Origin of the sequence: Brevibacillus fluminis, assembly GCF_052072235.1 — a bacterium.
GTDB lineage: Bacteria > Bacillota > Bacilli > Brevibacillales > Brevibacillaceae > Brevibacillus_D > Brevibacillus_D fluminis_A.
Genome location: NZ_CM125436.1, coordinates 2,626,499 through 2,651,892, shown reverse-complemented (window position 1 = coordinate 2,651,892; position 25,394 = coordinate 2,626,499). Strand labels below are relative to the sequence as shown.

Here is a 25,394-nt window from a genome sequence, read left to right as displayed (position 1 = left end):
TTCCTCCTCTATGCCCATTATCGCAGGTCAGTTTAAACCAATTGTGAAGGTTAGGTTAAGCTTACATGAAAGAAACGGCACAAAAGTCGCATCGAAACGCAAAAAACCCTTCGCTGCCATCGGCAAACGAAGGGTTTTTGAAGCGTGATTAACGGTTTTGTTTTTGCAGCAGCTTGTCGTTTTTGACCAAATCCTGCAACGTTTCGCGGGCAACCACTTCCGTCGCTTCCCCGTCTTTGACGAAAATAACGGCCGGGCGTGCGATCCGATTGTAGTTGTTGGACATCGCATAGCCGTAAGCACCTGTGCTCGATACGGCCAAAATGTCACCGGCTTTCGGCTCGGGCAGGGATACATCCCAGATAAGCATGTCGCCCGATTCACAGCACTTTCCGGCAATTGAGACAATTTCCAATTCAGCCTCGTTCATCCGGTTCGCCAGTGCGGCTTCATATTGCGCCTGATAGAGCGCCGGACGCAGATTGTCGGTCATGCCTCCGTTCACCGCCACGTATTTGCGCAATCCCGGAATGGTTTTGCTCGATCCGACCGTATACAGCGTCGTGCCAGCATCGCCGACAATGCTGCGGCCTGGTTCGATCCACAGCTCAGGCAGCGGCATATTGCGGCTTTCACATTCGGTTCTGACCGTCGAGGTGATGGCGCGCACGTAATCGCCCGGCTCCAATGGCGTATCCCCGTCGACGTAACGGATGCCAAAACCGCCGCCTACATTCAGAACGGTCGGCTCGAATCCGTGCTTTTCTTTCGCTTCCGCAAGCAGCTCGATCAACAGCTTGATCGCAATGACGAAACCGTCTGTCTCAAAAATTTGCGATCCGATATGCGAATGGACACCCAAAAGGTGGAGACCCGGCAATGCGAGGGAGCGGCTGATCGCGTCGATGGCTTGACCACTCTTTATATCGAAACCGAACTTGGAGTCTTGCTGACCCGTCGAAATGTATTCATGCGTATGCGCTTCCACACCTGGCGTCACGCGAAGGAGGACATTGACGCGTTTGCCGCGCTCACAAGCCAATGCATTCAACAGCTCCAGCTCATAAAAATTGTCGACAACAAAACAGCCGATGTTCGCGTCGAGAGCCTGTACAATTTCGTCCGGCGATTTGTTATTGCCGTGGAAGTGAATTTTTTCAGCTGGGTAACCTGCGGACAACGCGGTATACAATTCGCCGCCGGAGACCACATCGAGCGACAGCCCTTCCTCTTCGATCAGCGCACACATCGCCATGGTACAAAAAGCCTTGCTTGCATACGTTACCTGAAACCGGAATCCGCTCTCCAAAAACGCGCGAACATAGGCGCGGCACTTGTTGCGAATGAGTTCTTCATCATACACATAAAGCGGCGTTCCATAATCCTGGGCCAGTTTAACAGCGTCGCATCCGCCAATTTCCAAATGCCCCAGTTGATTAATTCGACTCGTACCATGTAAATACATCCTCTGGCTCCTCCTCTTATGTCTCCCTTAACCGCAAAGAAAAACAACTGACGCAAAATCGAGCGCCAGTCACAACTCTTTACTTGAGTAAATTATGTCTAACTATATCACACGAAATCTACGCTTGACAATGGGCCGCGGCTATTGTCGCTGCGTATTTTGCGACTTTACAATGCTTGGTCGCTTGTTCATCGCAGGAACCGCCAAGCGGATGAAAATTCCTTTGATGGCTTTGTAATTGAACGGAATCAACGGCCAGAGATAAGGGGTATTGAGCGAACGCGTGCAGGTCAAGAGCAACAAGACCGCACCGAACCCGATCATCAAGCCGACCAATCCGAACAGACCTACCATGATCAAGAGGAAAATCCGCACAATCCGGTTGGCAAGCGACAGTTCATAGCTTGGAGTCGCAAACGTTCCGATGGCAGCAAGGGAAAGGTATAAAATGACTTCCGGTGAGAACAGTCCTACCTGTATCGCCACCTGCCCTACCAAAATCGCAGCGACCAGGCCCATCGCAGTCGCCAGCGGTGAAGGGGTGTGAATCGCTGCCATCCGCATGAGATCCAACCCGACCTCCGCCAGCAAAAACTGGAATAAAAGTGGGATGCTGCCCTTTTGCTTCACCCCGATAAAGTCAAGCGATTCCGGCGTCAATTCGGGGTGCAGCACCAGCAAGAGCCACAGCGGCAAAAGAATCAGCGATGCGATAATGCCAATGAAGCGGACCCACCGCAGATACGCGCCCACCACAGGCGTTTGACGGTACTCCTCGGCATGCTGGACATGATGGAAGTACGTGGTCGGCGTGATCATTACGCTCGGGGACGTGTCGACATACACGAGGACATGCCCTTCCAACAGGTGGATCGCTGCGACATCCGGCCGTTCCGTATAGCGTACCATCGGGAACGGGTTCCACGATTTGCCGATGATGAACTCCTCGACCGTTTTTTCCGCCATCGGGATTCCGTCGATATGAATGTTTCGCAGCCGTTCCTTGATGGTGTCCACCAGCTTCGGATTGGCCACGTCTTGCAAATACGCGACTGCCACATCCGTTTTGGACCGTTCGCCAATCTGCAAGATTTCAAAGCGGAGCCGCTCGTCTCTGATCCGTCTGCGCGTCAGTGCCGTATTGACGACCAACGTCTCCGTGTACCCGTCATGGGCGCCCCGGACGACACGTTCGGTATCCGGCTCGGCCGGCGCCCGGCCAGGCAAGATTTTGGCATCGATGAGAATCCCTTTTGCCTCGCCATCGATCACAAGTCCCACTTGTCCGACCAGGAGCTTGTCGATGAACTCATCGATTTTACACACTTGTGTCAGCTGAAAATAAGGGATGTATTTGTGGTACAAATGTTGGAACACATTGGTTTGCAGCTCCCGCTCCCGCAAATCGTTCAAGTCTTTCAAAATCTGCGTGATGATCGCGCTGTCTGCAAAACCATTGATATAGTAGAGAAGCACTTTCGTATGCCCGACTGAGAAGTCATGCACACCGATGTCAAAGCTGACGCCGATGCCAAGCATGTCGTCGAGGACCGCTTTGTTTTCATCAAGATGGGAACCGATGAGCCGTTCCTTTTGCCTGTAACCCGTCTTCTTCTCCGCGATCATGGCGTTCACTCCTCTGCAAGATCCACTGCACGGCTTTCAATGTGACAGGACAGCCGTCCAACAGGCGGTCTCTGCCTTCCATTTTGCCGATGTCACCTATCCCGATTACATTGGGGATGTGATAGCGATTGATGATGTCCACCGTATCCCCGTAAATGCGGTGCTGCAGCTTTTTATCGCTGTGTCCTTCTTTATCGACCGCTTCCTCCACGATCTGTCCCGCCTGGTCAATGGAATATCGCACTCTTGCGCCATGCACCCAACGCGTATTGGAGGCGACAGCGATCGCGCCGATCACTTCGATGTCAGGATGCTTCAGCACGTATTCGATCGCCTGCTCGCCGCGGCCGCGGCCGTAATTGCCGTTGTCATCACACATGATGAGCACAGGATCGTTCGCCGCCATTTTGATCAGCGCGACCATTTGCTTGCCGGACAAAGCGGTTGGGTTCCCCGCCGAGAGTGTAATGCAGCGGCCGCCAACCTCACGTGCCACATGCTCCACCGCTTTTTGCGCGACATAGTCTCCATCCGTAATGATGATGACGCGTCTTTTTGCCTCTGCCACGCGAATTCCTCCCGCTCTAGCAGCATGCTCAGCCTTTTGGTTTGAAAACGAGGGAAGCGAGGAAGCCAAACACGATGGCTGCGGAAATCCCTGCGCTCGTCACCTCAAAAATGCCGGTAATGACACCGATCAAGCCATCCTGCTCCGCTTCCTGCATGGCGCCGTGGTAGAGCGAATGGCCAAAGCTTGTGATCGGCACCGTTGCGCCTGCCCCTGCAAATTCGATAAACGGATCATAGACCCCGATAAAGTCGAGTACGACACCTGACACGACCAAAATGCTCATGACATGCGCAGGCGTCAATTTCCCCACATCGAGCAGCAACTGACCGACGACACAGATCAAGCCGCCGACGATAAACGCGATGATATACTCCATCATGCCCCTCCTCCTTCCAATGCGACCGCATGCGCAATGCAAGGGATCGCATTTCCTTGCTGCGTACTGATCGGACTGAGCAGGGCTCCTGTTGCGCATACGAGCACCCGCTTGAAAAATCCTTTTTGCAATTGGTCCAAGATGTAGCTGTATGTTACGGCTGCGCTGCTGGCACAACCGCTTCCGCCTGCAAAAACGTCCTGGTCGGACGAAAAGATCATGAGACCGCAGTCGTTATAAACGTTGCCCAGCTGGTATCCTTCCTGCTCCAGCAAATTTTTGGCGATTGCATAGCCAACCGACGCAAGATCGCCGGTTACGATCAGATCGTAGTCCGTTGGCTGCCGCTCCGTATCGTGAAAATGTGTGATCAAGGTAGAGACCGCAGCCGGTGCCATCGCCGTGCCCATGTCTTGCGGATCGTGCACCCCCATGTCGATCACCTTGCCAATCGTCGCATGTGTAATGCGCGGTCCGGTGCCGCCAAGACCAACAAGCCCCGCCCCCGCACCTGTAACGGTCCACTGCGCGGTCGGCGGCTTTTGTCCTCCATATTCGGTCGGATAGCGAAACTGCCGCTCCGCCGTCGCGTTATGGCTGCTGCATGCTGCGATGGCATAGTTCGCATACCCGCCATTGACCATTGCCGCGGCATTGGCAAGTGTCAGCATCGAGGTCGAGCAAGCGCCGTACATCCCCATCAACGGCACTCCCATCGTCTGGGCGGAAAACGTAGCCGTGATGTTTTGGTTCAGCAAATCACCCGCCAAAATCAGATCCACTTCTTGCGGCATAAGCTTCGCTTTTGCGATGGCGAGGCTGATTGCCTCCTCCAGCATCGCTCGCTCCGCCTCTTCCCACGTTTTCTGTCCGGCATACATGTCGCCATACACTTTGTCGAAAAGAGAGCCAAGCGGCCCTTCCCCTTCCTTGGGACCCACGACGACCGCAGAACCGTGAATGCGCACGTCTTGGGTAAATTGCCAGGTTTGCCGGCTCAATCGGGCCGTTGGTGCCGCTGTTGCAACTGCCACCTGTCATTCCCCCTCGCTTCTCGCTCGTTCCGATACCATTTTCGCTGTCCTGTTGTCACGTCACCATGTTAAGGATGACTTTGACGATCGCAGCGACAAATGCGGCCACGACCCCAAAAACGATGACGGAGCCTGCCAGTTTGAACATGTTGCCGCCAACGCCCAGGACATAGCCTTCGCTCTTGTGTTCGATTGCAGCCGATGCCATCGAGTTGGCGAAGCCGGTGACCGGCACCGCTGAACCAGCGCCAGCGTATTGACCGATGTTGTCGTAAATGCCGAGCCCGGTCAACAGCACGGAAATGAAAATAAGGGTAGCCACTGTCGGATTCCCGGCCGTTTTTTCGGTGAAATGAAACACGCTGATATAAAAATTTTGGATCGCCTGTCCCAAAAGACAAATGGCTCCGCCTACCCAAAACGCCCGTATCGAATTGAGCAGCACGTTTCGCTTTGGTTTGAACTTGTTCGCCTGCTGCTGATACAAGGCTTGCGACATCTCAAAAGAGGGACGCTGCTTTACTTTCGTCGCCATCTCTTTCCTCACACCTTTCCTTGTCACCTATCTGTAGGTTCTCAGAAAAAACTGGGTTCTATGAGTAGCGAATTTTGCCATTACAGTTGCAGCAGCCATTGAAGGAGCGAGCCGATCATCTTGCCGAACACCATCGCCATCAATAGCCACAGCATCGACTCCTGCAGGTGAATCCGTTTGGCCAAAATCGGAAAGACATTGAGAACTTCCGTCAGACCAGCGGCCAGCGTCCCGACGAACAGACCGGCAAAAATCCCGAAAACAGCGGTCACCACAGCCGGAAGATTCATCACCCAGACGAAGAAATCGACCAGCGTGAAAAAGAGGACGCCTGTGATCAGCGCCCATTCATACGACCGTATATAGGAAGCGGAGCTGGTCAGCTGGGTGAGCCGCGGGATGATGTCCAGCACGGTAATAAACGCGACAAAACCGCTGCCGACAGCGATCCCCCCCGATAGTCCGGTGACGATAAGCGCGAAATCTTGTAGCAGTTTCATAGCTTCGTTTTTTCATTCTCCTTGTTTTCATGTTGGATGTAATATTGGTCAAGGCTCTGCTGATACAAAAACAGTTCAACCTCCAGCGGGCTTGGCTCTTCATTGATCCGTTTTTTGAAAATATGATTAAAAAACAAAATCATCCCAAGCCCGATGCCGATCGAGTACGGGATTTGCAAAAGCAAAGGCTGCATATTCGTTTCGCCGGTGAGCAAGTAATAGATGCGCTGATGCACCTGCAGCATGCTGACATCGGTGTGAAAATTCATGATCGCAAGGCCGGAGCCAACGAACAGGACGAGCCACACCAGTGCGACCAAAAGCAGGTTTGGTTTTTTGCGCGGACTCAGCACCTCGACGATGATCTGTGAGGCCCCCTGCACCTCCAGCGAAAGCTCCGGATAGATCGAGCGGAGCTTTTGGATCACCTGCATCACGTCGATGATGACCAGATTGCCGTCCGTTGGTTTCACCTGATAAATGGGGATTTTGGCCAAGTTTTGCTCGGACACGCCATCCATGAACAACTGGCAAATGTCGCCGAGCGAGATCGTCGCCCCCGGACTGACCGACAGGCGCTTCCGCAGGCGAAAATACAACAAATCTGCCATCGCACACGCTGCCTCCCTTCCAGCCAGAATAACGCTAGTATGCGCGGTAGCGGTGCGGGGCATGCGCGGCAGGTTTTTTCGCAAAAAAACGACCAGATGAGCTTACTGCTCAATCTGGTCGCGAATGGTCTGCAAGATGCGCTTTTCCAATCGGGATACTTGTACCTGCGAGATGCTCAAACGCTCCGCCACCTCGGACTGTGTCTGATCCTTGTAGTAGCGGAGATAGACGATCAGCTTTTCGCGATCGCTCAATTTATCGATGGCCTCGCGCAAGGCGATTTTGTCGAACCATTTGCCCAAACTGTCATCCGCAATCTGATCGATCAAGGTGATCGGGTCCCCGTCGTTTTCGAAGACGGTTTCATGGATGGACGACGGCGCGCGGCTCGCTTCCTGGGCAAACACCACTTCCTCCGGCGTAATGCCGATCGCCTCCGCCACTTCCGCGATCGTCGGCGACCGCCCGAATTGCTTGTACAGCTCATCTTTGGCCCGTCTCACCTTGTTGGCGGTCTCCTTGAGCGAGCGGCTGACTTTTACCGTCCCGTCATCGCGCAGGAAGCGTTGAATCTCCCCGATGATCATCGGGACTGCATAGGTGGAAAATTTGACATCATAATTCAAATCAAACTTGTCCACTGCCTTCAACAGGCCAATGCATCCAATCTGGAAAAGGTCATCCGCTTCGTAGCCTCGATTGATGAAACGCTGAACGACGGACCACACCAAACGGATATTGCTGTTCACAAGAAGCTCTCTCGCTTGTACGTCCCCTTCTTGGCTTCTCGCGATCAACTCTTTGACCTGTACATTTGTCAAAAACGGCTGACTCGCGTTTTTCATGTCGGCTCCCATAGCACTACCCCTAGTTTTGGATTGCTGTAGAAAGTGAAAGGCATTTGCTCAAACGAATTTTGGTTCCATTGCCGGGGCTCGTGACGACCTCGATGGAATCCATGAAATTTTCCATAATCGTAAAGCCCATGCCGGAACGCTCCAGCTCCGGCTTGGTCGTATAAAGCGGCTGCATCGCCTGCTCGACGTCTTCGATCCCTTTTCCATTGTCTTCGATGACAAGCTCGATCCGTTCTGGCGTCATCGCCACGCTGATCCGGACGATCCCTTCCGGATTTTCCTCATAGCCATGGATGATCGAGTTGGTTACCGCTTCGGATACAACCGTTTTGATCTCCTCAAGCTCATCCATCGTAATATCCAGCTGGGATACGAACGATGCGACAGCAATGCGGGCAAATGCTTCATTTTGGCTCAATGCAGCAAATTCGAGGCTCATGAAATTCCCCTGTTTCATTTAGGCCACCCCCAGGATGTGTAGTGCATCCGTTTCACTTTCACGAAACTTGATTACTTTAAACAAGCCTGACATCTCGAAGATTCGGTAAATAGTCGGATTGAGCGAGCAGACGACCATCTCGCCTTCGCGAGCCAGCACCTGCTTGTAGCGCCCAAGAATCACGCCGATACCCGAGCTATCCATAAAGGTGCACCCTGCCAGACTGAGCAAAATGTGGCGGATCTGATCGTTCCGCAACACCTCGTCGGCACGCGTCCTGAGTTCTTCTGCTGAGTGGTGATCGAGTTCTCCCTGCAAGCGAATGACCAAAACGTCCTGCTTTGTTTCCAATGTGACCTGAAGGCTCATTGTGTGTGCCACTCCTTCTCCTCGTTATGCACTATCTGTTCTCTCTCTCATTATCCAATTCCTGCCAGTCGACAAAAGAACAAAAAAATCGAGTAGCCTCCGGTTTTTTCGCGGCTGCTCGATTTCTTTCGCACTTGTTCTGATCGCTTCCTATTGGTAACTGACGATGACTTTACTGGTTGTTCGTTTGAGAAGGTCCCATGTGTTTGCCGCTTCTATTGTCTTTTCCGGAAACAGATCGACGCGCGTCATTTCTTTTCCATCTTTTGTACGGATGAAAATATGGCCGACCGCCTTGTCGCGGGAAACCGGTGCGTACAACGGTGGATTCAAGACGATTTGCCGTTCAAACATGTCCGGCGACTCGCCCTTCTTCATCAGCATGCTGACGGCACGCGGTGTGACCACATTCACTTTTGTCTCCTTGCCCTTGTCGACGGTCAGCTGATCGACCACGTCCCCTTTTTTATACAGAGGACTCACCTGGTAGTGATTGAACGCATAGTCGAACATGGACGCGATCTCGCTGTTGCGCGTCTTGGTGTCTGGTTCGCCCATCACGACGGACAGGATTCGCATGTTATTGCGTTTGGCCGTCGCCGTCAGACAATACTTGGCCTCACCGGTATAACCAGTCTTGAGCCCATCGACGCCTTCATAGAAACGGACAAGCCGGTTGGTGTTTACCAGCCAGAACGGTGTTGCGGAATCTTTGCGCAAATAATCTTGATACGTTCCCGTGTATTTGGTAATCATTTCGTGTTTGAGCAGCTCGCGCGACATGATGGCGATATCCATCGCCGACGAGTAGTGGTTGGGCACCGGCAGCCCGTTTGAATTGACAAAGTGGGTATTTTTCATGCCGAGCTTTTTCGCCCGCTCATTCATCTTCGCGACAAACGCTTCTTCCGTACCGCCGATATGTTCCGCCATCGCGACGGACGCATCGTTGCCCGATGCAATCGAGATGCCTTTGACCATGTCGTCCACGGTCATCTCTTCGCCAGGCTGAAGGAAAATTTGCGATCCCCCCATCGAAGCGGCGCGTTCGCTGGCCCGCACTTTATCTGTCAGCTTCAACTCGCCGCGTTCGATTGCTTCCATAATCAACAGCAGCGTCATCACCTTCGTAATGCTCGCGGGCGGCAATTTTTCGTTTGCATTCTTTTCAAAAAGGATCGTCCCTGTATCTACTTCCAAAAGAATGGCCGATTTTGCATGAGGCGCCATCTGTAACTGTGGCTCTGCGGCGGCAGCTGCAAGCGGCGAGGAAAGAATACTAAAACTGATGATGCATCCGGCAAGCAAGTTTCGTCTCCATTTCATAGCTGTCCCTTCCCTCCATTTCTTGACTCTATTTTTTCCAGAGTGGAGGAAAAATATAACCTCCTTTACAAAATTGCAAAGGAGGTTTCGCAGGAACTAGATTGTAAATTTTTTGACGCTATCTGTCAGCTCGTCTGCCAGATGCTTCAGCTGCTCGACACTGTCGTTGATTCGCGCGATTGCAGTCAACTGCTCGTCGATCGTTTCGACGACGCCGTGAATCGAAGCGTTGATGTCTTCTGAAACGGAGGCGAGCCTTTGCATGGATGAAGTGACGATTTGGTTGCCGGCCGCCATTTCCTCTGACGTCGCAGACATCGCTTCGCTCTGCTCCGCCGCGGATTGGATATCTCCCACGATATTTTCGAAGGACGCTCCGACCGACTCGACAGAAGACAGCCCGGCTGTCACCGAGGTGACAATGCCATCCATGTCAGCCGACATCTCCATCGCCTCATCGTTGATGGAACGGGCGATTTGGGCGATCTTGCTGGAAAACTCGTTGCTTTCCTCCGCCAGCTTCCGCACCTCGCTCGCGACGACGGAGAACCCTCGCCCTGCCTCTCCCGCTCGCGCCGCTTCAATGGCGGCGTTTAACGCGAGCAGATTGGTTTGCGAAGCAATGGTTGTAATCATTTCGACGATGCTGGTGATTTCTTTTGCCCGATCGCGCAGCTTGTGCATCCGCGTAGCGGTCAGCTTCACCTCATCAACGGCCGAACGCACGTTGGTGATGACCTCGCCAACAAGCGCTTTTCCGTCCCGGGCACGATCAAACGTACGGGATGTCGCCAACGTGGTCGACTCCGCCGCAACGGCCACTTGCTCCACGGCATGAGAGATTTCGGATACGGTTGTTGCGGTCGACTGCACATCTTTTGTCTGCGCGCTTACTTTTTCGGAAATGAACGAAATGTTGCTGGTGACTTCATTGATCGCTTCCTTGTTGCCATTGGCATGCTTGCTCAGTTCATCCGATGCCAAATTCAGCTGTACGGCCTGGGCTTGCACCATGGAAATCAGGTTGCGCAGCTCCCCAACCATCTTGTTCATCGTTTTGCCGACCAGCGCGATTTCATCGTCACCTTTCACAGCGACTTGCACTTGGAAATCGCCGCTGCCGATCCGCTGCATGTCGTTGGCAATGGCAAACAGCGAGGTGCGGATTTTTTTCGCGAACCACCAAATTAGCCAGACGGACAGCGCGATGATCGGAATGCTGATCAGCGCGATGATCCATGCCATTTGGTCGATTTCGCCGTAAATGTCGGATAAGGAAGTCGTCAGGACCAAATTCCAGCCAAGCAGCGGAATTGGCGTGAATGCGGCAAACGAGCGAACGCCGCCCTCGTTATAAATCAAGCTGCCGCTCTTTTTCTCCTTCATTTTTGCCAGCATGTCCGCATACTCGGCATGCTCGGACAAATTGAAGTTGTTGGTGTTCGCTTTTACTTTATGCGCGGTAACAAGACCGTCGTCTTTTACAACAAACGCGAAACCGTTTGTCATAAACGGAATGGTTTCGACTTTTTTGATCAACTGCTGTGCCGATACCCCGACGACCAGAATGCGGGTCGTATCTTCATTCGAATCGCCGATTGGCGCTGCTATGTATAGGACGCTTTTGTCTGCACCTTTGACGATTTCCTCGTCAGAGACGACTACGCCTTTTGTATTTTTCGCATTTTCAAAAAACTTCTTCCCCTTGAATTGCAGATGGTTTTTTGCGGTCAGCGAGTACATTTCTTCGCCCGTGTTGCCATCTACCAGGTACATCTTCATAATTTCGCGATATTCCTGTTTGAGCAAACGAAATTGCTCCATGATCAATGGATCAAGATTGGTTCCCATCACCCGCTTGGCTGCAGTCAGCTTGACAGAAGTTGTTAAATCCTGCATCCAATCGTTGAAATTGCTGCTGTGCTGCTCGGCCAGCATGATGGCTTGCTCGGACGTTATGTTAATCAGGGTCTGCTTTGAAAGTGTCTGCGCAGTCAATTGTACTGCCACCATCACAATGATAACGAGAAGGACGCCGAATGAGATCATTTTTTGTGCGATAGAGCCGGTGATTGTCCGGTTGCCTTTGATCTGCTTCCGTAGCCTTTTCGGTTTGAAGCGGGCAAACCACTCTTTTGAAAAGGAAAGGTCTTTCTTGAGCACCCTTGATCCCCCCATGTGTATCGTTATGTATGGAACTTACAGGAAAGTAAAAGGACTCCCCGGCATCAATCGCCGGGGAAATCCACAATTCCTGACTAGTTATACAAGTGACAAGCGGTAAAATGTCCGGGTTCCACTTCTTTCCAGACTGGTTCCGCTGCCGCGCACTCCGGCATGGCTTTTGGACATCTGGTGCGGAAATGACAACCGCTTGGAGGGTTCATCGGGCTTGGTACATCGCCTTGCAGCACGATGCGCTCGCGTTTGCGCTCAAGCTCAGGGTCCGGAATCGGAATCGCCGAGAGCAGGGCTTGGGTATAGGGATGAAGCGGTTTTTCATAGAGAGCATCGCTTTCTGCCAGCTCCACCATTTTCCCGAGATACATAACCGCCACACGGTCGGAGATGTATTTTACCATGGAAAGGTCATGGGCGATGAACATGTAGGTCAAGCCCATTTTTTCTTGCAACGATTCAAGCAGGTTCACGACTTGCGCTTGTACGGATACGTCCAGCGCGGAGATCGGCTCGTCGCAGACGATGAATTTTGGCTCAACAGCCAGAGCGCGGGCAATCCCGATCCGTTGGCGCTGACCGCCCGAAAATTCGTGCGGGAATCGGTTCATATGCTCCGGGTTCAAGCTAACCAAAGACAGCAGCTCCTGGATGCGCTGCTTGCGCTTTTCACCGGTCGCCAAACCATGAATGTCGAGCGCTTCCCCTATGATGTCGCCTACCGTCATACGCGGGTTCAGCGATGCATACGGATCTTGGAAAATCATTTGGATATTGCGGCGCATTGCCTTCATTTCCTGATGGTTCAGGTTACGAATGCTTTTGCCTTCAAACAGGATGTCGCCCTCCGTTGGCTCGTACAGGCGCAAAATCGTACGTCCAGCAGTGGATTTTCCGCAACCGGACTCCCCTACGACACCAAGAGTCTCACCGCGTTTGATATCGAAAGAAATATCGTTAACGGCTTTTAACGTATTGTCACCAACTTGAAAGAATTTTTTCAAATTCTTGACTTCGATAAGTGTATCGCGCTTTTCCAATATCGTCACTCCTTCCTAAGAGGCTTAGCGGCTTTGTGCAAGTGGATGCTGCAGCCAGCACGCGGCTTGTTGGGTTTTACCTACCTGAGTCATCTCAGGATCGATTTCCTTGCAAACGCGCATCGCATTTTCGCAACGGGCGGTAAATCCGCAACCGACCGGTGGGCGAAGCAGATCCGGCGGAGTGCCATAGATTGGCGTCAACGGCTCATCCCGGTTCAGGTCGAGACGAGGAACAGAGCGGAGAAGCCCTTTTGTATAAGGATGCTGCGGGTTGTAGAAAATCTCGTCTACCGTACCCGTTTCAATGACTTTACCTGCGTACATCACGATGACGCGGTCGCACATCTCGGCTACAACGCCCAGGTCATGGGTGATGAGGATGATGGATGTGCCGGTTTTCTTTTGCAGATCGCGCATCAAATCGAGAATCTGCGCCTGAATCGTTACGTCGAGCGCTGTCGTCGGCTCGTCGGCGATCAAAAGCTGTGGCGAACAAGCAAGGGCGATCGCGATCATCGCACGCTGTCTCATCCCGCCGGAGAACTCATGCGGATATTGTGTGATGCGGCGCTCTGGCTGCGGAATCCCTACCATTGTCAGCAAATCGATGGCTTTGGCTTTCGCCTGGGCGCCCGACATGTTTTGGTGCTTGAGCAGGCCCTCCATGATCTGGTTGCCGATCGTCATCGTCGGGTTCAACGATGTCATCGGGTCTTGGAAGATCATCCCGATGTCTTTCCCGCGGATCGCTTCCATCTCTTTGTTGGATTTTTTCACGATATCTTGTCCGTTGAACAAGATTTCACCGCTCTTGATTTTTCCCGGTGGCATTGGAATCAGTTTCATCAAGGTTTGGGCGGTTACCGATTTACCGCAACCGGACTCCCCTACGATCGCAACTGCTTCCCCGCGATTTACGTGAAAATTAACGCCGCGAACGGCCTTTACTTCACCAGCATAAGTTTGGAAGGAAACATGAAGATCTTTTACTTCGAGTATGCGTTCCATAACGTTGATCCCTCCTATTTACGAAGACGCGGGTCTACAGCATCGCGCAATCCGTCGCCTAGTAAGTTAAACGCCAACATGGTCACACTGATGAACACTGCCGGGAACATCAAGCGCCATGGGAAGTATTTCATCGCAGGCAAGCCGTCGTTGGCCATCGTGCCCCACGATGCGATCGGTGCGGCAACGCCAAGACCGATAAATGACAGGAACGACTCTGCGAAAATTGCAGAAGGAACAGACAAGCTGAGCGTTACGATGATTGGTCCGAGTGCGTTCGGAATCAAGTGTTTGAAGATCAGGCGTTTGCTGTCAGCGCCAAGGGAGCGCGCCGCCAAAACGAATTCCTGTGCTTTCAACTGCATGATCTGACCGCGGACAATCCGCGCCATGTTAATCCAGCCCGTTATCGTCAACGCGATGATGATCGTCGTCAAGCCAGGGCCCATAACGACCATCAGCAAAATCACAACCAGCAAATAAGGAACTGCGAACAGCAAGTCTGCGATACGCATCATGATTTCATCGACTTTGCCGCCGAAGAAACCGGAGATACCGCCCCAAATGATACCGACAAGCAAGTCGATCGCGGCAGCTGCAAAACCTACCTCAAGGGAGATACGCGCACCATACCAGATACGGACAAACATGTCCCGACCCAAATCGTCTGTACCAAACCAGTGTTCAGCAGACATTTTCTTGTTTTTGCCCGCCAGGTCTGTCGTAAAATAATCGTTATGGCTGAAGATCGGGATAAAGATCGCCAGCACCAGGAGTACGATAATGAAGATCAGCGAGGCCATCGCTACTTTGTTTTGTTTCAGTCGGCGCCAAACATCTTGCCAGAAAGACAAGCTCGGTCTCTTGATTTCTTCTGCCTGACGCAGGTCCATCGAAATTGGCTCAAAATGCTCCTTGGTCAATTGCATGGTTGATTACTCCCTCCCTGTGTCAGTCAGTTTAATACGTGGATCGATGATGGTGTAGGCAATGTCGACAAGGAATACGAGAGCAATCAGGAAGATTGAGTAAAAGACAGTCGTACCCATAATCACCGTATAGTCACGGTTTGTGATTGAACCTACGAAACGGCTTCCCAATCCCGGAATCCCGAAGATGCGCTCGATCACGAACGTACCTGTCAAGATCCCTGCTGCCAATGGTCCGAGGTACGTAATAACCGGCAGGAGCGCATTGCGGATTGCGTGCTTGATGGTGATCACGACAGAACTCAAGCCTTTTGCTTTTGCTGTCTTAATGTAATCTTGTCCGAGCACTTCCAGCATGTTGGAACGCGTCAGACGAGCGATAAATGCCAATGGTAGCGCTGCCAATGCGAATGTTGGCAAGATTGTGTGTTTAAACGTATCGAACTTCGCAATCGGGAACCAGCCCAATTTGATCGAGAAAAAGTATTGATAGAAGGAAGCAAGGATGAAGCCTGGGACGGAGAGCCCCAATACAGCGATGACTGTTGCTGTCGAATCCTGCCACTTGTTATGTTTCATTGCCGAAATGACACCCAACGTAATCCCGCCAAAGATGGCTACAGCCAGCGCTTGCAGACCCAAGTGTGCGGATACAGGGAAACCTTGATTGATCATATCGTTAACAGTAGAAGATTTTTCCGCGAAAGACGGGCCCAAATCCCATGTAATGACACGAACCAAGTAATCCAAATATTGCTGCCATACCGGCTTATCCAAACCATAAAACGCGTTAAGCGCTTCCTTAATTTCTGGCGGTACGTTTTTCTCGGCAGTGAACGGGCCTCCAGGCACAGCCTGCATCAAGAAGAAGGTAGCCGTTACGATTAGAAACAACGTGATGATCATGTATACAATACGCTTGGCAAGATAACGGATCAACCCTTATTCCTCCTTTTTACTGATGTTGCTACTCTCACTTCCCATTTTCACACTGCGAAGTGATCGTATTTGTTTGGTTGGTCACAGTGCAAAAATCGATTGTGTAATAACTTCCCCGAATAAATGTATCTCTCTATAAGTTCATTGTATGTGTGTTTTGGAAGAAGCAAAGGTATATGGGTATAGTCCATATACCTTTGCGCATTACCCTATTCATTTTACTTCCGGCCAGTCGGCCATCACAATGGAATTACTTCTCAATGGTTGCCCATTTGAAGTCTACTTGGCCCAAACCATCCACTTGAACGCCTTTTACTTCATCCTTCTTCACCCACGAGTTGGTGTAGAAGTAGATCGGCATTACAGGCATATCTTCCATCATAACCGCTTCAGCTTCTTTCAGGATTGCTTTGCGTTTTTCAGCATCGCCTTCAAGCGCAGATTTGTTCAACAGTTCTTTGAATTTTGGATTTTCCCAACGAGTATCGTTGTTTCCGCCATTTTTCTCTTTGAACAGTTCCAGGAAGTTGATTGGATCGTTGAAGTCACCCAACCAGCCCATGCGGCCGATTTGGAATTTGCCTTGGTGCAAGTTTTCGATGTATACTTTCCACTCGGTGTTTTCCAGTTTCACATCTACGCCGAGAGTTTTCTTCCATTGGTCCTGGATTGCTTCAGCAATCTTTTTGTGACCTTCGGACGTATTGTAGGACAGGGTAACCGGTGGCAGTTTTGTGAGACCCAGTTCTTTCATACCTTCAGCAAGCAGCGTCTTCGCAGTTTCAACGTCATGATCTTTGAAGTAGCCGTTCGGGTTCAGGGACATCGAATCTGGAACCGCACCCATCGCAGGTTTTTGGTTCGTTTGCGTTACGTTGTCGATGATCGATTGACGGTCAATCGCATACGCGAACGCTTTACGGATTTTCACATTGTTGAATGGAGGTTTTTCGGTGTTAAATTTATACCAGTAGGTACCAGCAATCGGTTGAATCGTCATTTTGCCAGACTCTTTCAGAGCTGGAATCGCATCTGTCGGCAAGGAGCTGAAAGGAGCACCTGCCCAGTCGAGTTCACCGTTATCGAACATGGACAATTCTGTATTCTCGTCTTCTACCATCGAGAATTCGATCTTATCCAATTTCACGGCATCTTTATCCCAATAGTTGTCGTTTTTCACGAGAACCAATTTGCTCTTATGTTCCCAAGATTCCAATTTGAACGGTCCGTTACCTACGTGAGTTTTTGCTTCTGTCGCCCATTTCGGATCAGCGGAAACCACTTTTTGATCAACCGGGAAGTACGTATAGAAAGAAGTCAATTCCAGGAAGTATGGTGTTGGGTTTTCCAGCTCAACTTGGAGCGTTTTGTCATCAAGCGCTTTTACGCCGACTTGATCGAGTCCGACTTCACCCTTGTTCGCTTTTTCACCATTCTTGATATAGTAGAGTTGGTATGCATAGTTTGCTGCTGTTTTTGGATCAAGAACGCGTTTCCACGCATATTCGAAGTCTTTTGCAGTGACAGGGTCACCGTTGCTCCATTTTGCGTCGCGAATCTTAAATGTATATGTTTTCAGATCCTGCGATACTTCTACGCTTTCAGCAGCAGAGTTCATTGGCTTTCCATCGCCGCCGGTCCGAGTCAAACCGTCGAATGCCGCGCGAACTACTGTTCCGGAAGTAGAGTCCTCAGCCAAACCTGGGTCAGCTGTTGGTGGTTCGGAGTGCAGGTTGATTCTCAGCACTTTTGGCTCACTGGATTTTTCTGGTGCTGGAGCAGCTGTGCCGGAATTGTTGCCTGCTGCAGGCTGTTCAGCCGGTTTCGCTGCGTCGCCGCCGCCACCGCAACCTGCGAGTGCTGTACCAAGAACTACTACCGAACTAACTAATGCGAATACGCTCTTTTTCATCGCAATAAACCCCCACTTTTTCTTTTTTCTGAAAATACATGTGATAGCAAAATGACGAAACTACCGCTCGTAACCGGATGGCATCACTCCTTTCAAGATATTGCTTCCTCACAGCCAGCTACATACGAATAGGAGTCTTTGTACTGCTTCAATTCCAATGACACGTCTGCAGCAACAATTCCCTCAATACGGGAAAGACGTTCATTCACGAACGTGATCAAATCCTCATTATCGTGGAAACAAACCTGAATAATGAGATCGTGTTTCCCGGAAAAAGCCCCGACAGAGCGAACCTCGGGAAACTTGCTCAGTGCTTCAGCCACATGGTTTTGCAAGCCGAGCTTGGTCGTGAGTCCGATACAAGCTTGTACATGCAGCCCCAGCTTTTCGGGATGCACATGGATGACAAACTCGAAAACTCCTTCTTGCAACAAGCGAGAGATTCGCGAACGAATCGTCCCTTCGCTCACCTTGAGCTGATGAGCTATCTCTGTATAGGGGGTTCTACCGTCCCCTTGAAGGATTTGCAGAATTTGCCGATCAACATGGTCGATTTTTTTCAAATTTACCACTCCATTTGCGTCAGCAGATTCTGTCTTTTTACGACAATGCGAATTTAACGAACTGTTTACCCGAATTTTACGAAAAACGTAAAAAACGCTTACAATGTGTTTAATACCTTAAAAATAAACGGATTTGGTAACGGTGTCAACGAAATTTGACAAGTAGAAAAATAAAACATTATAAACCGTTTCGTATTAATCAAGTTTTTTTTACCAATAAAGAATCAAAAAAGGGGAAGAATCGCGTCATTTCCCCTTTTAACCCTTTTGCGGGAATGTTTATATTTTTTTATAAATCAAATTCTTGATTTTTACTACATCCTGTGCATATTCATGCACTTGTTCTTTTTCGCCAATCTTTGCATGTGCCGATTCCATCTGTTTCTTCTATTAATGTAGCAACACGTTTGCGCGTTGGTTATTTAATGTACTGCAGAAAAGAGCGGGGAGCCGCCTACTCCTGATACTGGCGGCTCCCCTCTTTTCTTCGCTTACATGTTTTTGACGATGCCGTGAATCAATGCCAAAAATGCGGACTTCACCTGTTCCGTCGTCTCGATGACTTCCTCGTGGGAAAGCGGCTGCGGCAAAATGCCCGCTGCCATATTGGTAATGCAGGAAATACCCAAGACATCCAGATTCATGTGCCGGGCGACGATCACCTCAGGCACGGTCGACATCCCGACTGCGTCTGCCCCCAGCATTCGCAGCATGCGGATTTCGGCCGGTGTCTCGTAGCTTGGACCGAGCATCCACGCATATACCCCTTCTTTGAGCGACAAGCCCAAATCTGCGGCTGTGGCGTGGGCAAGCGCACGCAATGTTTTGCTGTACGCCTCCGACATGTCCGGAAAACGAACGCCATATTTTTCATCGTTTGGTCCGATCAACGGGTTGCGGGCAGCCATGTTCAAATGATCGCTGATCACCATGAGATCGCCAGGCACGTAGCTTTCGTTGACTCCGCCAGCCGCATTCGTCACGATCAGCTGCTCGACTCCGATCTCTTTTAGCACACGGATCGGGAACACGACAGAATCCATGCCGTGCCCCTCGTACGTATGAAAGCGGCCCTGCATCGCAACCACTTGCTTCCCTTCGAGCGTGCCGATGACCAGCTGCCCTTTATGCCCTACCACCGTGGAGCGGCCGAAGTGGGGGATCTCTTCATACGGAATCGCCACGGAATTGGCGATTTCATCGGCTAAAACCCCCAAACCGGAACCAAGCACCAACCCGATGGCTGGCGCTTTCGCAATCCGCTCTTCAATCGCTCGTTTCGCTTGTTGAATCGTTTCAGACATGCAGTTCCCTCCCGCTTACAGTTCAGATAAAAAGCTTTTGCCGATCACAGGTGCCGTGACGCCGAAGTTTTCCGCGATCGTCGCGCCGATATCCGCAAATGTGCCGCGGATGCCCAAATTGCGTCCGCCTTCGATGTGGCGGTGATATGCGAGAAGCGGTACGTATTCGCGCGTATGGTCTGTGCCGTGATGAACCGGGTCGTTGCCATGGTCAGCCGTGATGATCAACAGGTCATGCTCCTGCAGATTGTCCAAAAGCTCCGAGATCCGGCCGTCAAATTCCATCAGGGCGCGGCCATACCCTTCAGGATCGCGGCGGTGTCCGTATTTGGCGTCAAAATCGACCAGGTTGACGAAGCTTAAGCCGGTAAATGATTCCTTCATGGTACCGATCAACTGGTTTACGCCATCCATGTTGTCTTTGGTCCGGATGGAGCGCGTGATGCCTTCCTCCGCGTAAATGTCGCTGATTTTGCCGATTGCAATCGACGCCAGCCCTGCGTCCGCAAGACGATTCATCACGGTCGGCGCAAACGGCTTGACCGAATAATCATGACGGTTCGAGGTACGCTCAAACGCTCCTGGCTTGCCGATAAACGGACGGGCGATCACGCGGGTTACCGCAAATTCGTCGCGCAGCGTAAGCTCACGGGCAACCTCGCAAATATGGTACAGCTCCGCAAGCGGCACAACTTCCTCATGCGCTGCGATTTGGAACACGCTGTCCGCAGACGTATACACAATGACGGCACCCGTCTTCATATGCTCCTCGCCGAGTTCGTCCAAAATTTCCGTTCCCGACGCTACTTTGTTGCCGAGAACTTTGCGGCCAATCCGCGCTTCGAACTCCTCGATCAGTGCAGCGGGAAAACCGTCCGGATAGGTGTTGAACGGTGTGGACACCTGCAGCCCCATGATCTCCCAATGCCCTGTCGTCGTATCTTTTCCCAACGAAATTTCTTGCATTTTGCCATAGTGCGCCAGTGGCTTTGCTTCCGCCGGCACGTTATGTAAAGGCGCGATATTGCCTAAGCCGAGGCGGGCGAGATGGGGAAGCGCAAACCCTTCCACCCGCTGCGCAATATGTCCAAGCGTGTGCGCGCCCTCATCATGAAATGCCGGCGCATCAGGCAATTCGCCAATTCCTACGCTATCCATCACAATCAAAAAAATACGTGAAAACCGTGTCATCGTCTCATTCTCCTTTTCATGCCCGTGGTTACGCGTTATGCGCGCGGATGTGTTTTGGCATAGACGTCCTTGATTCGCGAACGTGTCACATGCGTGTAAATTTGCGTGGTGGAAATGTCGGCATGCCCGAGCATTTCCTGCACGGAACGCAGGTCGGCGCCATTTTCCAGCAAATGCGTCGCAAAAGAATGCCGCAGCGTATGCGGCGTGATTTCCGCCGTGATGCCTGACTGGAGGGCATACTTTTTGATAATTTTCCAGAATCCTTGCCGCGTCATGCGTTTCCCCAAATGATTGACGAACAGGGCCGACTCACCGCCGACCTTGAGCAGGCGCGATCGGGCAGTCTCGAAATACTGCCGAATCACGGAAATCGCGACCTTCCCGAGCGGGATCATCCGCTCCTTCGAGCCTTTTCCCATGCATTTGAGAAACCCCATCTCCAGATTGATGTCGCCCATGTTGAGCTGGACCAGCTCGGATACCCGGATGCCAGTCGCATACATCAACTCCAGCATCGCCTTGTCGCGCACCCCGCTCGGCTGGCTGAGATCCGGTCCCTCCAGGAGCTTCTCGACCTCTTCGAGAGACAGTACCTTCGGCAGCCGCTTCTCAATCTTTGGCGTTTCCAGATGGACGGAAGGATCGTGCTCCAAATGCCGATCCCGCACAAGAAACTGATAAAACGCCCGGATGGAGGCCAGATTGCGCGACAAGGTCGCTGTCGCTCTCCCTTTTTTCTGCAAGATCACGAGGTAGCTGATGATGTGCGACCGGTTCGACGCCGCGATGTCGGTCACACCCTCGCTTTTGAGAAAATCGGTGTACGCAAACAGATCACGCTGGTATGATTCCAGCGTGTTGGCAGCCAAGCCTTTTTCAACGGAAAGAAAGTGCATAAAATGATCAATCAGTATTTCCATGAAGATGCTTCTCCCTTATGGCTCCTTGCCTGTCTTTGGTTAGTCCTATTGCTTTCCACGTCGAAGGAAAAATTCCTCTTTTCTTTTACGCGGTCCTCACTCTCCTACCATGAAAAACAGCTGCAGGCGCGAATAATACCAATCCATGTCATGCCGCTCGGAGTTGTCGATGATCTTGACTACCTTGACGGCGTTGCCGTGCGGTTCGTGATACGGATTGGCCGGCAGAAAGCGTTCGGACAAGAGCGTAATGATTCCATAGGAAACGAGAGTACACGTTATGAGCACCAACAGAAAGCGTATCAGCTCTATGAAGCGGCGAACCGAGAAGATCATTCTGCTGCATCTCCCACCTTGTGATAGTGTGATCAAGCCTCAAGCGGCAAAAAGAGTTCCATTTGTTCATCTTATGCGCTCGTCCACTCCGCTATACGTCAAGCAGTCCTCCGCTCTCACCTAGTCACTATCGTTCCCCGATTGCCAAAAACAAACGAAAAACTTCTCCTATCAAATAGGAGAAGCTGCTTATTTAAAATCGTCGATATTCACCTTGTCAATGCAACGATGGCAGATCCCGTAAAAGGTAAGGCGGTGGTCCAAAATCGAAAAGTTGTAAACATTATGTACCCGCTCTTCGACCCCGACCAGCAGATTTTCAAAAATCTCGTCGACCGTTCCGCAATTCATGCACACGAGATGATGATGATGGCGGTCAGAATTGTCGTCCCGCAAGTCATAGCGGGCAACGCCATCGCCAAAATTCATTTTGTGGATGATTTTAAGCTCACTCAGCAATTCAAGTGTCCGGTATACGGTAGCAAGTCCGATTTCAGGGGATTTTTCTTTTACCAGCAAGTAAACGTCTTCCGCACTCAGATGGTCTTGCTCATTTTCCAGTAGCACCCGAACCGTGGCCTCACGCTGCGGTGTTAATTTATAGTTATGGGAATGTAGTTGTTGCTTTATCTTTTCAATCTTTTCTTCCATTATTGCCCCTCCCCACTTGCATGAAACCTGCTCCTATTATAGTGGAGGGCGATTCCAGAAGTCAAATACAAAAGTTATTAAATGAGAATAATTCTTAATTAGTAGCATAGCGGATTAACGCAGGGGACACGAACGTCTCAAACAGGGCCGCGATGGTCAACACGCTGAACATGACCAGCACCAATACCGAATAGCTCAGGAAGTGGGGCATGATTTGATCCCGTTTGGACAGCAGCCTTGTCTTGATCAGGCGCAAGGAAAAGGAGATTCCTCCTACACCGATCAAGATGAGTGCCGGTACCACCAGCATGTTTTGCGGCAAGACGCCTGCGAGTGCATACATCACGCCTTGCCATTGCATCTGGCTCACCAAAAATCCGACGGTGAAACCGACGACGATGCCTTTGAGAAAAAGAAGCAGCAAAATCATCGGAAGGCCAATGATCGACAGCCCCAAAATCCACATGATCCCGACCGTTTTCAAATAAAACGCGAACGATTGCAGAAAATGAAGCTGCGGATCTGCCAGCCCTCCCCGGTTCATATTGGAAAAAAAGTATTCGAGAAAGCGCAGCAGCTCTTCTTTTTGGGACAAGCCGAGCGAGTTGACAAGAACGGCGCCAAACACCACACCCATGGCAAACAGGACGATGGTGAAGACATACAAGGTCTGATGTTCGTTCAAATAAGCCTGGAACGTTTGTCCAAATCGTTTGCGCACGTGAGACTCTCCTCCTGTTCGCGGTTTACGATTACCTTATGCGAGCAGGCTTGAATCTAGTACGCCGCCTGTCTCTTATTTCCCCATTTTCACCTTGCCATATGTGCCCGCACCGCCCGCATTGACTGCGAGTTCCCCTGCGCGAGCACGGATGATTACCGTCGCCAGCTCGCCAATTACCCGGCTCAAATCGGCCTCCCCCACTCGGTGCAAAATGTTCATTTCCGTCCCGAACTCCCGATAGAGCTGTTCACGCCGCTTCGGTCCAATGCCTGGCAAAAATTCGAGCGGAAACTGCTCGATATACGCGGGGCGGTGCGGTGGATGAATGCCTGGCGCCAGATCGGCAAGCTGTCTGATCCGTTCTTCCACGCCTCGAATCACGGCTTTTTTTCCGCAGGCTGCACAGCGTTCCGTCGCCTCTTTGGGAAATGGGGTGCCACATGCCTGGCACGATGTTTGGTGGTATTTCCCCAGCTCCGGATGCAGGCCATAGTTGGCGGCGATCATGCGTCCTTCCGCATGAGAGAGCGCGAGACGCCACTCGTGAAAATTCGGCTCCTTCATCATGATCGACTGGTATTCCCTGCCGATTTTGGCAAGCGAATGCGCATCCGAATTGGTCACGAAGGGGAAAGGATGCAGTTCGCTGATTTGATCCGCCATCTGCGTATTGGACGAAAGCCCAAGTTCGACTGCCGCAAACAGCGCCGGGTTCGCCACCTCTGCCATGTGATCCGTGCAGCTTCCGTACAGTCCTTTGTGCGGCGTAAAAATGTGTGCCGGAATCACCAGTCCCCCGAGTGATGCGACCTGTTCCTGCAGCTGTACAATCGTGCAGTCGATCCGCTGCGAGCTAAGCGTGACATTGCGACAGCGCCGCTCAAGCCAGCCGGTAAACGACTGCATCGCATCGAGCGTCGGCACATAGCAGAGAAAATGCGCTTCTCCCCGTCCCGCTTCCTTGACCTCGACCTCAGCACCAAGGATGAGTGTCGTTTGTTTGTAACGAACCCCGCCTTCCTTCAGAGGGATGGCTTGTCCCCGATCCATCAGCTCGCGCAGCTCTTGCTGAACTTCCGGCACATGGGAGTCGATAATTCCGATCAATTCGATGCCCTTGCGCTCGGACGCTTCTTCCAGCACAGCGGACAGCGTCATTTTGCGGGAAGCGGTAATTTTCACCGGCTTGCCGCTCATCGTGCTGCCCAGATGGATGTGCAGGTCGGCAAAAAACGCAGGAAGGGTCGTGCTACACATGGCTGCTTCCGAGCATTTTGGCTTCCCAGGCGAACAAGGCAACGACGGTTTTGGCATCGCGGATGTCTCCCGCCGTGTGCAGCTGCCTCGCTTCTTCAAGCGAAAGGTGGAGCACTTCCACGAATTCATCTTCATCCGGCTGGGCTTCCCCTGCGGTTAATCCGGTAGCGACGAACAGATGAAGAATTTCATCCGCAAAGCCGGGCGATGTATAAAAGGAGCTGAGCAATGTCAACTCTTTTGCCGTGTAGCCAGTCTCCTCCAAAAGCTCCCGGCGTGCGCACTCGATCGGCTCTTCCCCACGCTCCAGCTTTCCTGCCGGGATCTCGACGATCGACCTCTCCAACGGCTTGCGGAATTGACGGACTGCGAGAAGCTTGTTGTCATCAGTCAGTGCCATCACCGCAACCGCCCCTTGATGATTGACGATCTCCCGCTTGGCCGTCTTTCCGTTTGGCAGCACGACCTCATCTACCTTCACCTTGATGATGCGTCCGTCATAGATCGGCTGGCTGCTGATGGTTTTTTCATAGAGCGGCTCTTTTTCACTCACGATTTCCAAAGCTCCTTTCCAAACGCTGTGTTCTATATGTGTACCTTATCTCATATCGTAGCACTAAGACAAGCTTGTCCGACGTCCACGTCGGCCGAAAGGAGCGATAACAATGAAAATGGAAATCACCTCCAATCAATTGCGCATGGTCGGAAAAGCAAAAGAGATTCGCG

Annotated in this window: 27 protein-coding genes and 1 pseudogene; 1 reads left to right on the top strand and 27 read right to left on the bottom strand. The window is 51.5% G+C overall.

Going from position 1 to position 25,394, the window contains the following annotated elements; all coding sequences use genetic code 11:
• Positions 1–148: 148 nt before the first annotated feature.
• The 27 genes from lysA to ACTID9_RS13015 all read right to left on the bottom strand — a co-directional run bounded on the left by lysA (position 149) and on the right by ACTID9_RS13015 (position 25,221).
• Positions 149–1,465 carry a diaminopimelate decarboxylase gene (gene lysA / locus ACTID9_RS13145; protein ID WP_441071819.1) on the bottom strand — a complete coding sequence of 439 codons (1,317 nt, stop codon included), beginning with the start codon at positions 1,463–1,465 and terminating at the stop codon, positions 149–151.
• A 141-nt stretch (positions 1,466–1,606) separates the two neighbouring features.
• A complete protein-coding gene (locus ACTID9_RS13140; RefSeq protein WP_441071818.1) occupies positions 1,607–3,091 on the bottom strand; it encodes a spore germination protein in 1,485 nt (494 codons plus the stop codon).
• A complete protein-coding gene (locus tag ACTID9_RS13135; protein ID WP_441071816.1) occupies positions 3,030–3,659 on the bottom strand; it encodes a stage V sporulation protein AE in 630 nt (209 codons plus the stop codon). Before ACTID9_RS13135 ends, ACTID9_RS13140 begins: the two co-directional genes overlap by 62 nt.
• Positions 3,660–3,687: 28 nt before the next feature.
• Positions 3,688–4,038 (bottom strand): stage V sporulation protein AE, encoded by a 351-nt coding sequence (gene spoVAE / locus ACTID9_RS13130; protein WP_441072581.1) that lies wholly within the window; start codon positions 4,036–4,038, stop codon positions 3,688–3,690.
• Positions 4,038–5,072 carry a stage V sporulation protein AD gene (gene spoVAD, locus ACTID9_RS13125; RefSeq protein ID WP_441071814.1) on the bottom strand — a complete coding sequence of 345 codons (1,035 nt, stop codon included), beginning with the start codon at positions 5,070–5,072 and terminating at the stop codon, positions 4,038–4,040. Before spoVAD ends, spoVAE begins: the two co-directional genes overlap by 1 nt.
• A gap of 55 nt (positions 5,073–5,127) precedes the next feature.
• Positions 5,128–5,607, bottom strand: a complete 480-nt coding sequence (spoVAC, locus tag ACTID9_RS13120) for a stage V sporulation protein AC (protein ID WP_441071812.1) — start codon at positions 5,605–5,607, stop codon at positions 5,128–5,130.
• A gap of 80 nt (positions 5,608–5,687) precedes the next feature.
• Positions 5,688–6,107, bottom strand: coding sequence for a stage V sporulation protein AB (locus ACTID9_RS13115; protein WP_441071810.1), 420 nt, complete (start codon positions 6,105–6,107; stop codon positions 5,688–5,690).
• Positions 6,104–6,718 carry a stage V sporulation protein AA gene (locus ACTID9_RS13110; protein WP_441071809.1) on the bottom strand — a complete coding sequence of 205 codons (615 nt, stop codon included), beginning with the start codon at positions 6,716–6,718 and terminating at the stop codon, positions 6,104–6,106. The genes ACTID9_RS13115 and ACTID9_RS13110 overlap by 4 nt, the downstream gene beginning before the upstream one ends.
• Before the next feature lie 102 nt (positions 6,719–6,820).
• Entirely contained in the window at positions 6,821–7,576 is a 756-nt protein-coding gene (gene sigF, locus ACTID9_RS13105; RefSeq protein WP_122920651.1) for an RNA polymerase sporulation sigma factor SigF, read from the bottom strand.
• A gap of 10 nt (positions 7,577–7,586) precedes the next feature.
• The gene (gene spoIIAB / locus ACTID9_RS13100) at positions 7,587–8,033 is read right to left on the bottom strand and encodes an anti-sigma F factor (protein ID WP_441071806.1); all 447 of its coding nucleotides are present in this window, start codon (positions 8,031–8,033) and stop codon (positions 7,587–7,589) included.
• Entirely contained in the window at positions 8,034–8,384 is a 351-nt protein-coding gene (gene spoIIAA, locus ACTID9_RS13095) for an anti-sigma F factor antagonist (RefSeq protein WP_441071803.1), read from the bottom strand.
• A gap of 150 nt (positions 8,385–8,534) precedes the next feature.
• Positions 8,535–9,710, bottom strand: a complete 1,176-nt coding sequence (locus ACTID9_RS13090) for a D-alanyl-D-alanine carboxypeptidase family protein (protein ID WP_441071801.1) — start codon at positions 9,708–9,710, stop codon at positions 8,535–8,537.
• Positions 9,711–9,806: 96 nt separating this feature from the next.
• Positions 9,807–11,873 carry a methyl-accepting chemotaxis protein gene (locus ACTID9_RS13085; RefSeq protein WP_441071798.1) on the bottom strand — a complete coding sequence of 689 codons (2,067 nt, stop codon included), beginning with the start codon at positions 11,871–11,873 and terminating at the stop codon, positions 9,807–9,809.
• 95 nt (positions 11,874–11,968) lie between these two features.
• Positions 11,969–12,928, bottom strand: coding sequence for an ABC transporter ATP-binding protein (locus tag ACTID9_RS13080; protein WP_441071795.1), 960 nt, complete (start codon positions 12,926–12,928; stop codon positions 11,969–11,971).
• A gap of 24 nt (positions 12,929–12,952) precedes the next feature.
• Positions 12,953–13,939 (bottom strand): ABC transporter ATP-binding protein, encoded by a 987-nt coding sequence (locus ACTID9_RS13075; RefSeq protein WP_441071792.1) that lies wholly within the window; start codon positions 13,937–13,939, stop codon positions 12,953–12,955.
• A gap of 14 nt (positions 13,940–13,953) precedes the next feature.
• Positions 13,954–14,868 (bottom strand): ABC transporter permease, encoded by a 915-nt coding sequence (locus ACTID9_RS13070; RefSeq protein ID WP_441071790.1) that lies wholly within the window; start codon positions 14,866–14,868, stop codon positions 13,954–13,956.
• Between the two features lie 6 nt (positions 14,869–14,874).
• Positions 14,875–15,807 (bottom strand): ABC transporter permease, encoded by a 933-nt coding sequence (locus ACTID9_RS13065; RefSeq protein ID WP_441071787.1) that lies wholly within the window; start codon positions 15,805–15,807, stop codon positions 14,875–14,877.
• Between the two features lie 250 nt (positions 15,808–16,057).
• Positions 16,058–17,719, bottom strand: a complete 1,662-nt coding sequence (locus ACTID9_RS13060; protein ID WP_441071784.1) for a peptide ABC transporter substrate-binding protein — start codon at positions 17,717–17,719, stop codon at positions 16,058–16,060.
• A 92-nt stretch (positions 17,720–17,811) separates the two neighbouring features.
• The gene (locus ACTID9_RS13055; protein WP_441071781.1) at positions 17,812–18,282 is read right to left on the bottom strand and encodes an Lrp/AsnC family transcriptional regulator; all 471 of its coding nucleotides are present in this window, start codon (positions 18,280–18,282) and stop codon (positions 17,812–17,814) included.
• 491 nt (positions 18,283–18,773) lie between these two features.
• Positions 18,774–19,586 (bottom strand): purine-nucleoside phosphorylase, encoded by an 813-nt coding sequence (locus tag ACTID9_RS13050; protein WP_441071778.1) that lies wholly within the window; start codon positions 19,584–19,586, stop codon positions 18,774–18,776.
• Between the two features lie 15 nt (positions 19,587–19,601).
• On the bottom strand, positions 19,602–20,777 hold the full coding sequence (gene deoB, locus ACTID9_RS13045) for a phosphopentomutase (RefSeq protein WP_441071776.1): 1,176 nt from the start codon (positions 20,775–20,777) through the stop codon (positions 19,602–19,604).
• A 35-nt stretch (positions 20,778–20,812) separates the two neighbouring features.
• Complete coding sequence (xerD, locus tag ACTID9_RS13040) at positions 20,813–21,700, bottom strand: site-specific tyrosine recombinase XerD (RefSeq protein ID WP_441071773.1); 888 nt, start codon at positions 21,698–21,700, stop codon at positions 20,813–20,815.
• A gap of 96 nt (positions 21,701–21,796) precedes the next feature.
• On the bottom strand, positions 21,797–22,036 hold the full coding sequence (locus ACTID9_RS13035) for a DUF4227 family protein (protein ID WP_441071770.1): 240 nt from the start codon (positions 22,034–22,036) through the stop codon (positions 21,797–21,799).
• Positions 22,037–22,225: 189 nt separating this feature from the next.
• The gene (gene fur, locus ACTID9_RS13030) at positions 22,226–22,687 is read right to left on the bottom strand and encodes a ferric iron uptake transcriptional regulator (protein ID WP_122920635.1); all 462 of its coding nucleotides are present in this window, start codon (positions 22,685–22,687) and stop codon (positions 22,226–22,228) included.
• Positions 22,688–22,781: 94 nt separating this feature from the next.
• Positions 22,782–23,408: a stage II sporulation protein M gene (gene spoIIM, locus ACTID9_RS13025; RefSeq protein ID WP_441071769.1), complete on the bottom strand. Its 627-nt coding sequence runs from the start codon at positions 23,406–23,408 to the stop codon at positions 22,782–22,784.
• A gap of 75 nt (positions 23,409–23,483) precedes the next feature.
• Complete coding sequence (locus ACTID9_RS13020; protein WP_441071768.1) at positions 23,484–24,668, bottom strand: endonuclease Q family protein; 1,185 nt, start codon at positions 24,666–24,668, stop codon at positions 23,484–23,486.
• A complete protein-coding gene (locus ACTID9_RS13015; protein ID WP_441071764.1) occupies positions 24,661–25,221 on the bottom strand; it encodes an NUDIX domain-containing protein in 561 nt (186 codons plus the stop codon). Before ACTID9_RS13015 ends, ACTID9_RS13020 begins: the two co-directional genes overlap by 8 nt.
• A gap of 112 nt (positions 25,222–25,333) precedes the next feature.
• Between ACTID9_RS13015 and ACTID9_RS13010 the strand changes: the two are divergent.
• A pseudogene (locus tag ACTID9_RS13010) lies at positions 25,334–25,390 on the top strand (hypothetical protein); the annotation flags it as partial.
• Positions 25,391–25,394 lie beyond the last annotated feature (4 nt).

Bases quoted from the DNA above. Each gene is read 5' to 3' on its own strand.
- lysA (WP_441071819.1), bottom strand. From the start codon at position 1,465: ATGTATTTACATGGTACGAGTCGAATTAATCAACTGGGGCATTTGGAA.
- ACTID9_RS13140 (WP_441071818.1), bottom strand. From the start codon at position 3,091: ATGATCGCGGAGAAGAAGACGGGTTACAGGCAAAAGGAACGGCTCATC.
- spoVAE (WP_441072581.1), bottom strand. From the start codon at position 4,038: ATGGAGTATATCATCGCGTTTATCGTCGGCGGCTTGATCTGTGTCGTC.
- spoVAC (WP_441071812.1), bottom strand. From the start codon at position 5,607: ATGGCGACGAAAGTAAAGCAGCGTCCCTCTTTTGAGATGTCGCAAGCC.
- ACTID9_RS13115 (WP_441071810.1), bottom strand. From the start codon at position 6,107: ATGAAACTGCTACAAGATTTCGCGCTTATCGTCACCGGACTATCGGGG.
- ACTID9_RS13110 (WP_441071809.1), bottom strand. From the start codon at position 6,718: ATGGCAGATTTGTTGTATTTTCGCCTGCGGAAGCGCCTGTCGGTCAGT.
- sigF (WP_122920651.1), bottom strand. From the start codon at position 7,576: ATGGGAGCCGACATGAAAAACGCGAGTCAGCCGTTTTTGACAAATGTA.
- spoIIAB (WP_441071806.1), bottom strand. From the start codon at position 8,033: ATGAAACAGGGGAATTTCATGAGCCTCGAATTTGCTGCATTGAGCCAA.
- spoIIAA (WP_441071803.1), bottom strand. From the start codon at position 8,384: ATGAGCCTTCAGGTCACATTGGAAACAAAGCAGGACGTTTTGGTCATT.
- ACTID9_RS13090 (WP_441071801.1), bottom strand. From the start codon at position 9,710: ATGAAATGGAGACGAAACTTGCTTGCCGGATGCATCATCAGTTTTAGT.
- ACTID9_RS13075 (WP_441071792.1), bottom strand. From the start codon at position 13,939: ATGGAACGCATACTCGAAGTAAAAGATCTTCATGTTTCCTTCCAAACT.
- ACTID9_RS13070 (WP_441071790.1), bottom strand. From the start codon at position 14,868: ATGCAATTGACCAAGGAGCATTTTGAGCCAATTTCGATGGACCTGCGT.
- ACTID9_RS13060 (WP_441071784.1), bottom strand. From the start codon at position 17,719: ATGAAAAAGAGCGTATTCGCATTAGTTAGTTCGGTAGTAGTTCTTGGT.
- ACTID9_RS13050 (WP_441071778.1), bottom strand. From the start codon at position 19,586: ATGTCTGAAACGATTCAACAAGCGAAACGAGCGATTGAAGAGCGGATT.
- deoB (WP_441071776.1), bottom strand. From the start codon at position 20,777: ATGACACGGTTTTCACGTATTTTTTTGATTGTGATGGATAGCGTAGGA.
- xerD (WP_441071773.1), bottom strand. From the start codon at position 21,700: ATGGAAATACTGATTGATCATTTTATGCACTTTCTTTCCGTTGAAAAA.
- ACTID9_RS13035 (WP_441071770.1), bottom strand. From the start codon at position 22,036: ATGATCTTCTCGGTTCGCCGCTTCATAGAGCTGATACGCTTTCTGTTG.
- fur (WP_122920635.1), bottom strand. From the start codon at position 22,687: ATGGAAGAAAAGATTGAAAAGATAAAGCAACAACTACATTCCCATAAC.
- ACTID9_RS13020 (WP_441071768.1), bottom strand. From the start codon at position 24,668: ATGTGTAGCACGACCCTTCCTGCGTTTTTTGCCGACCTGCACATCCAT.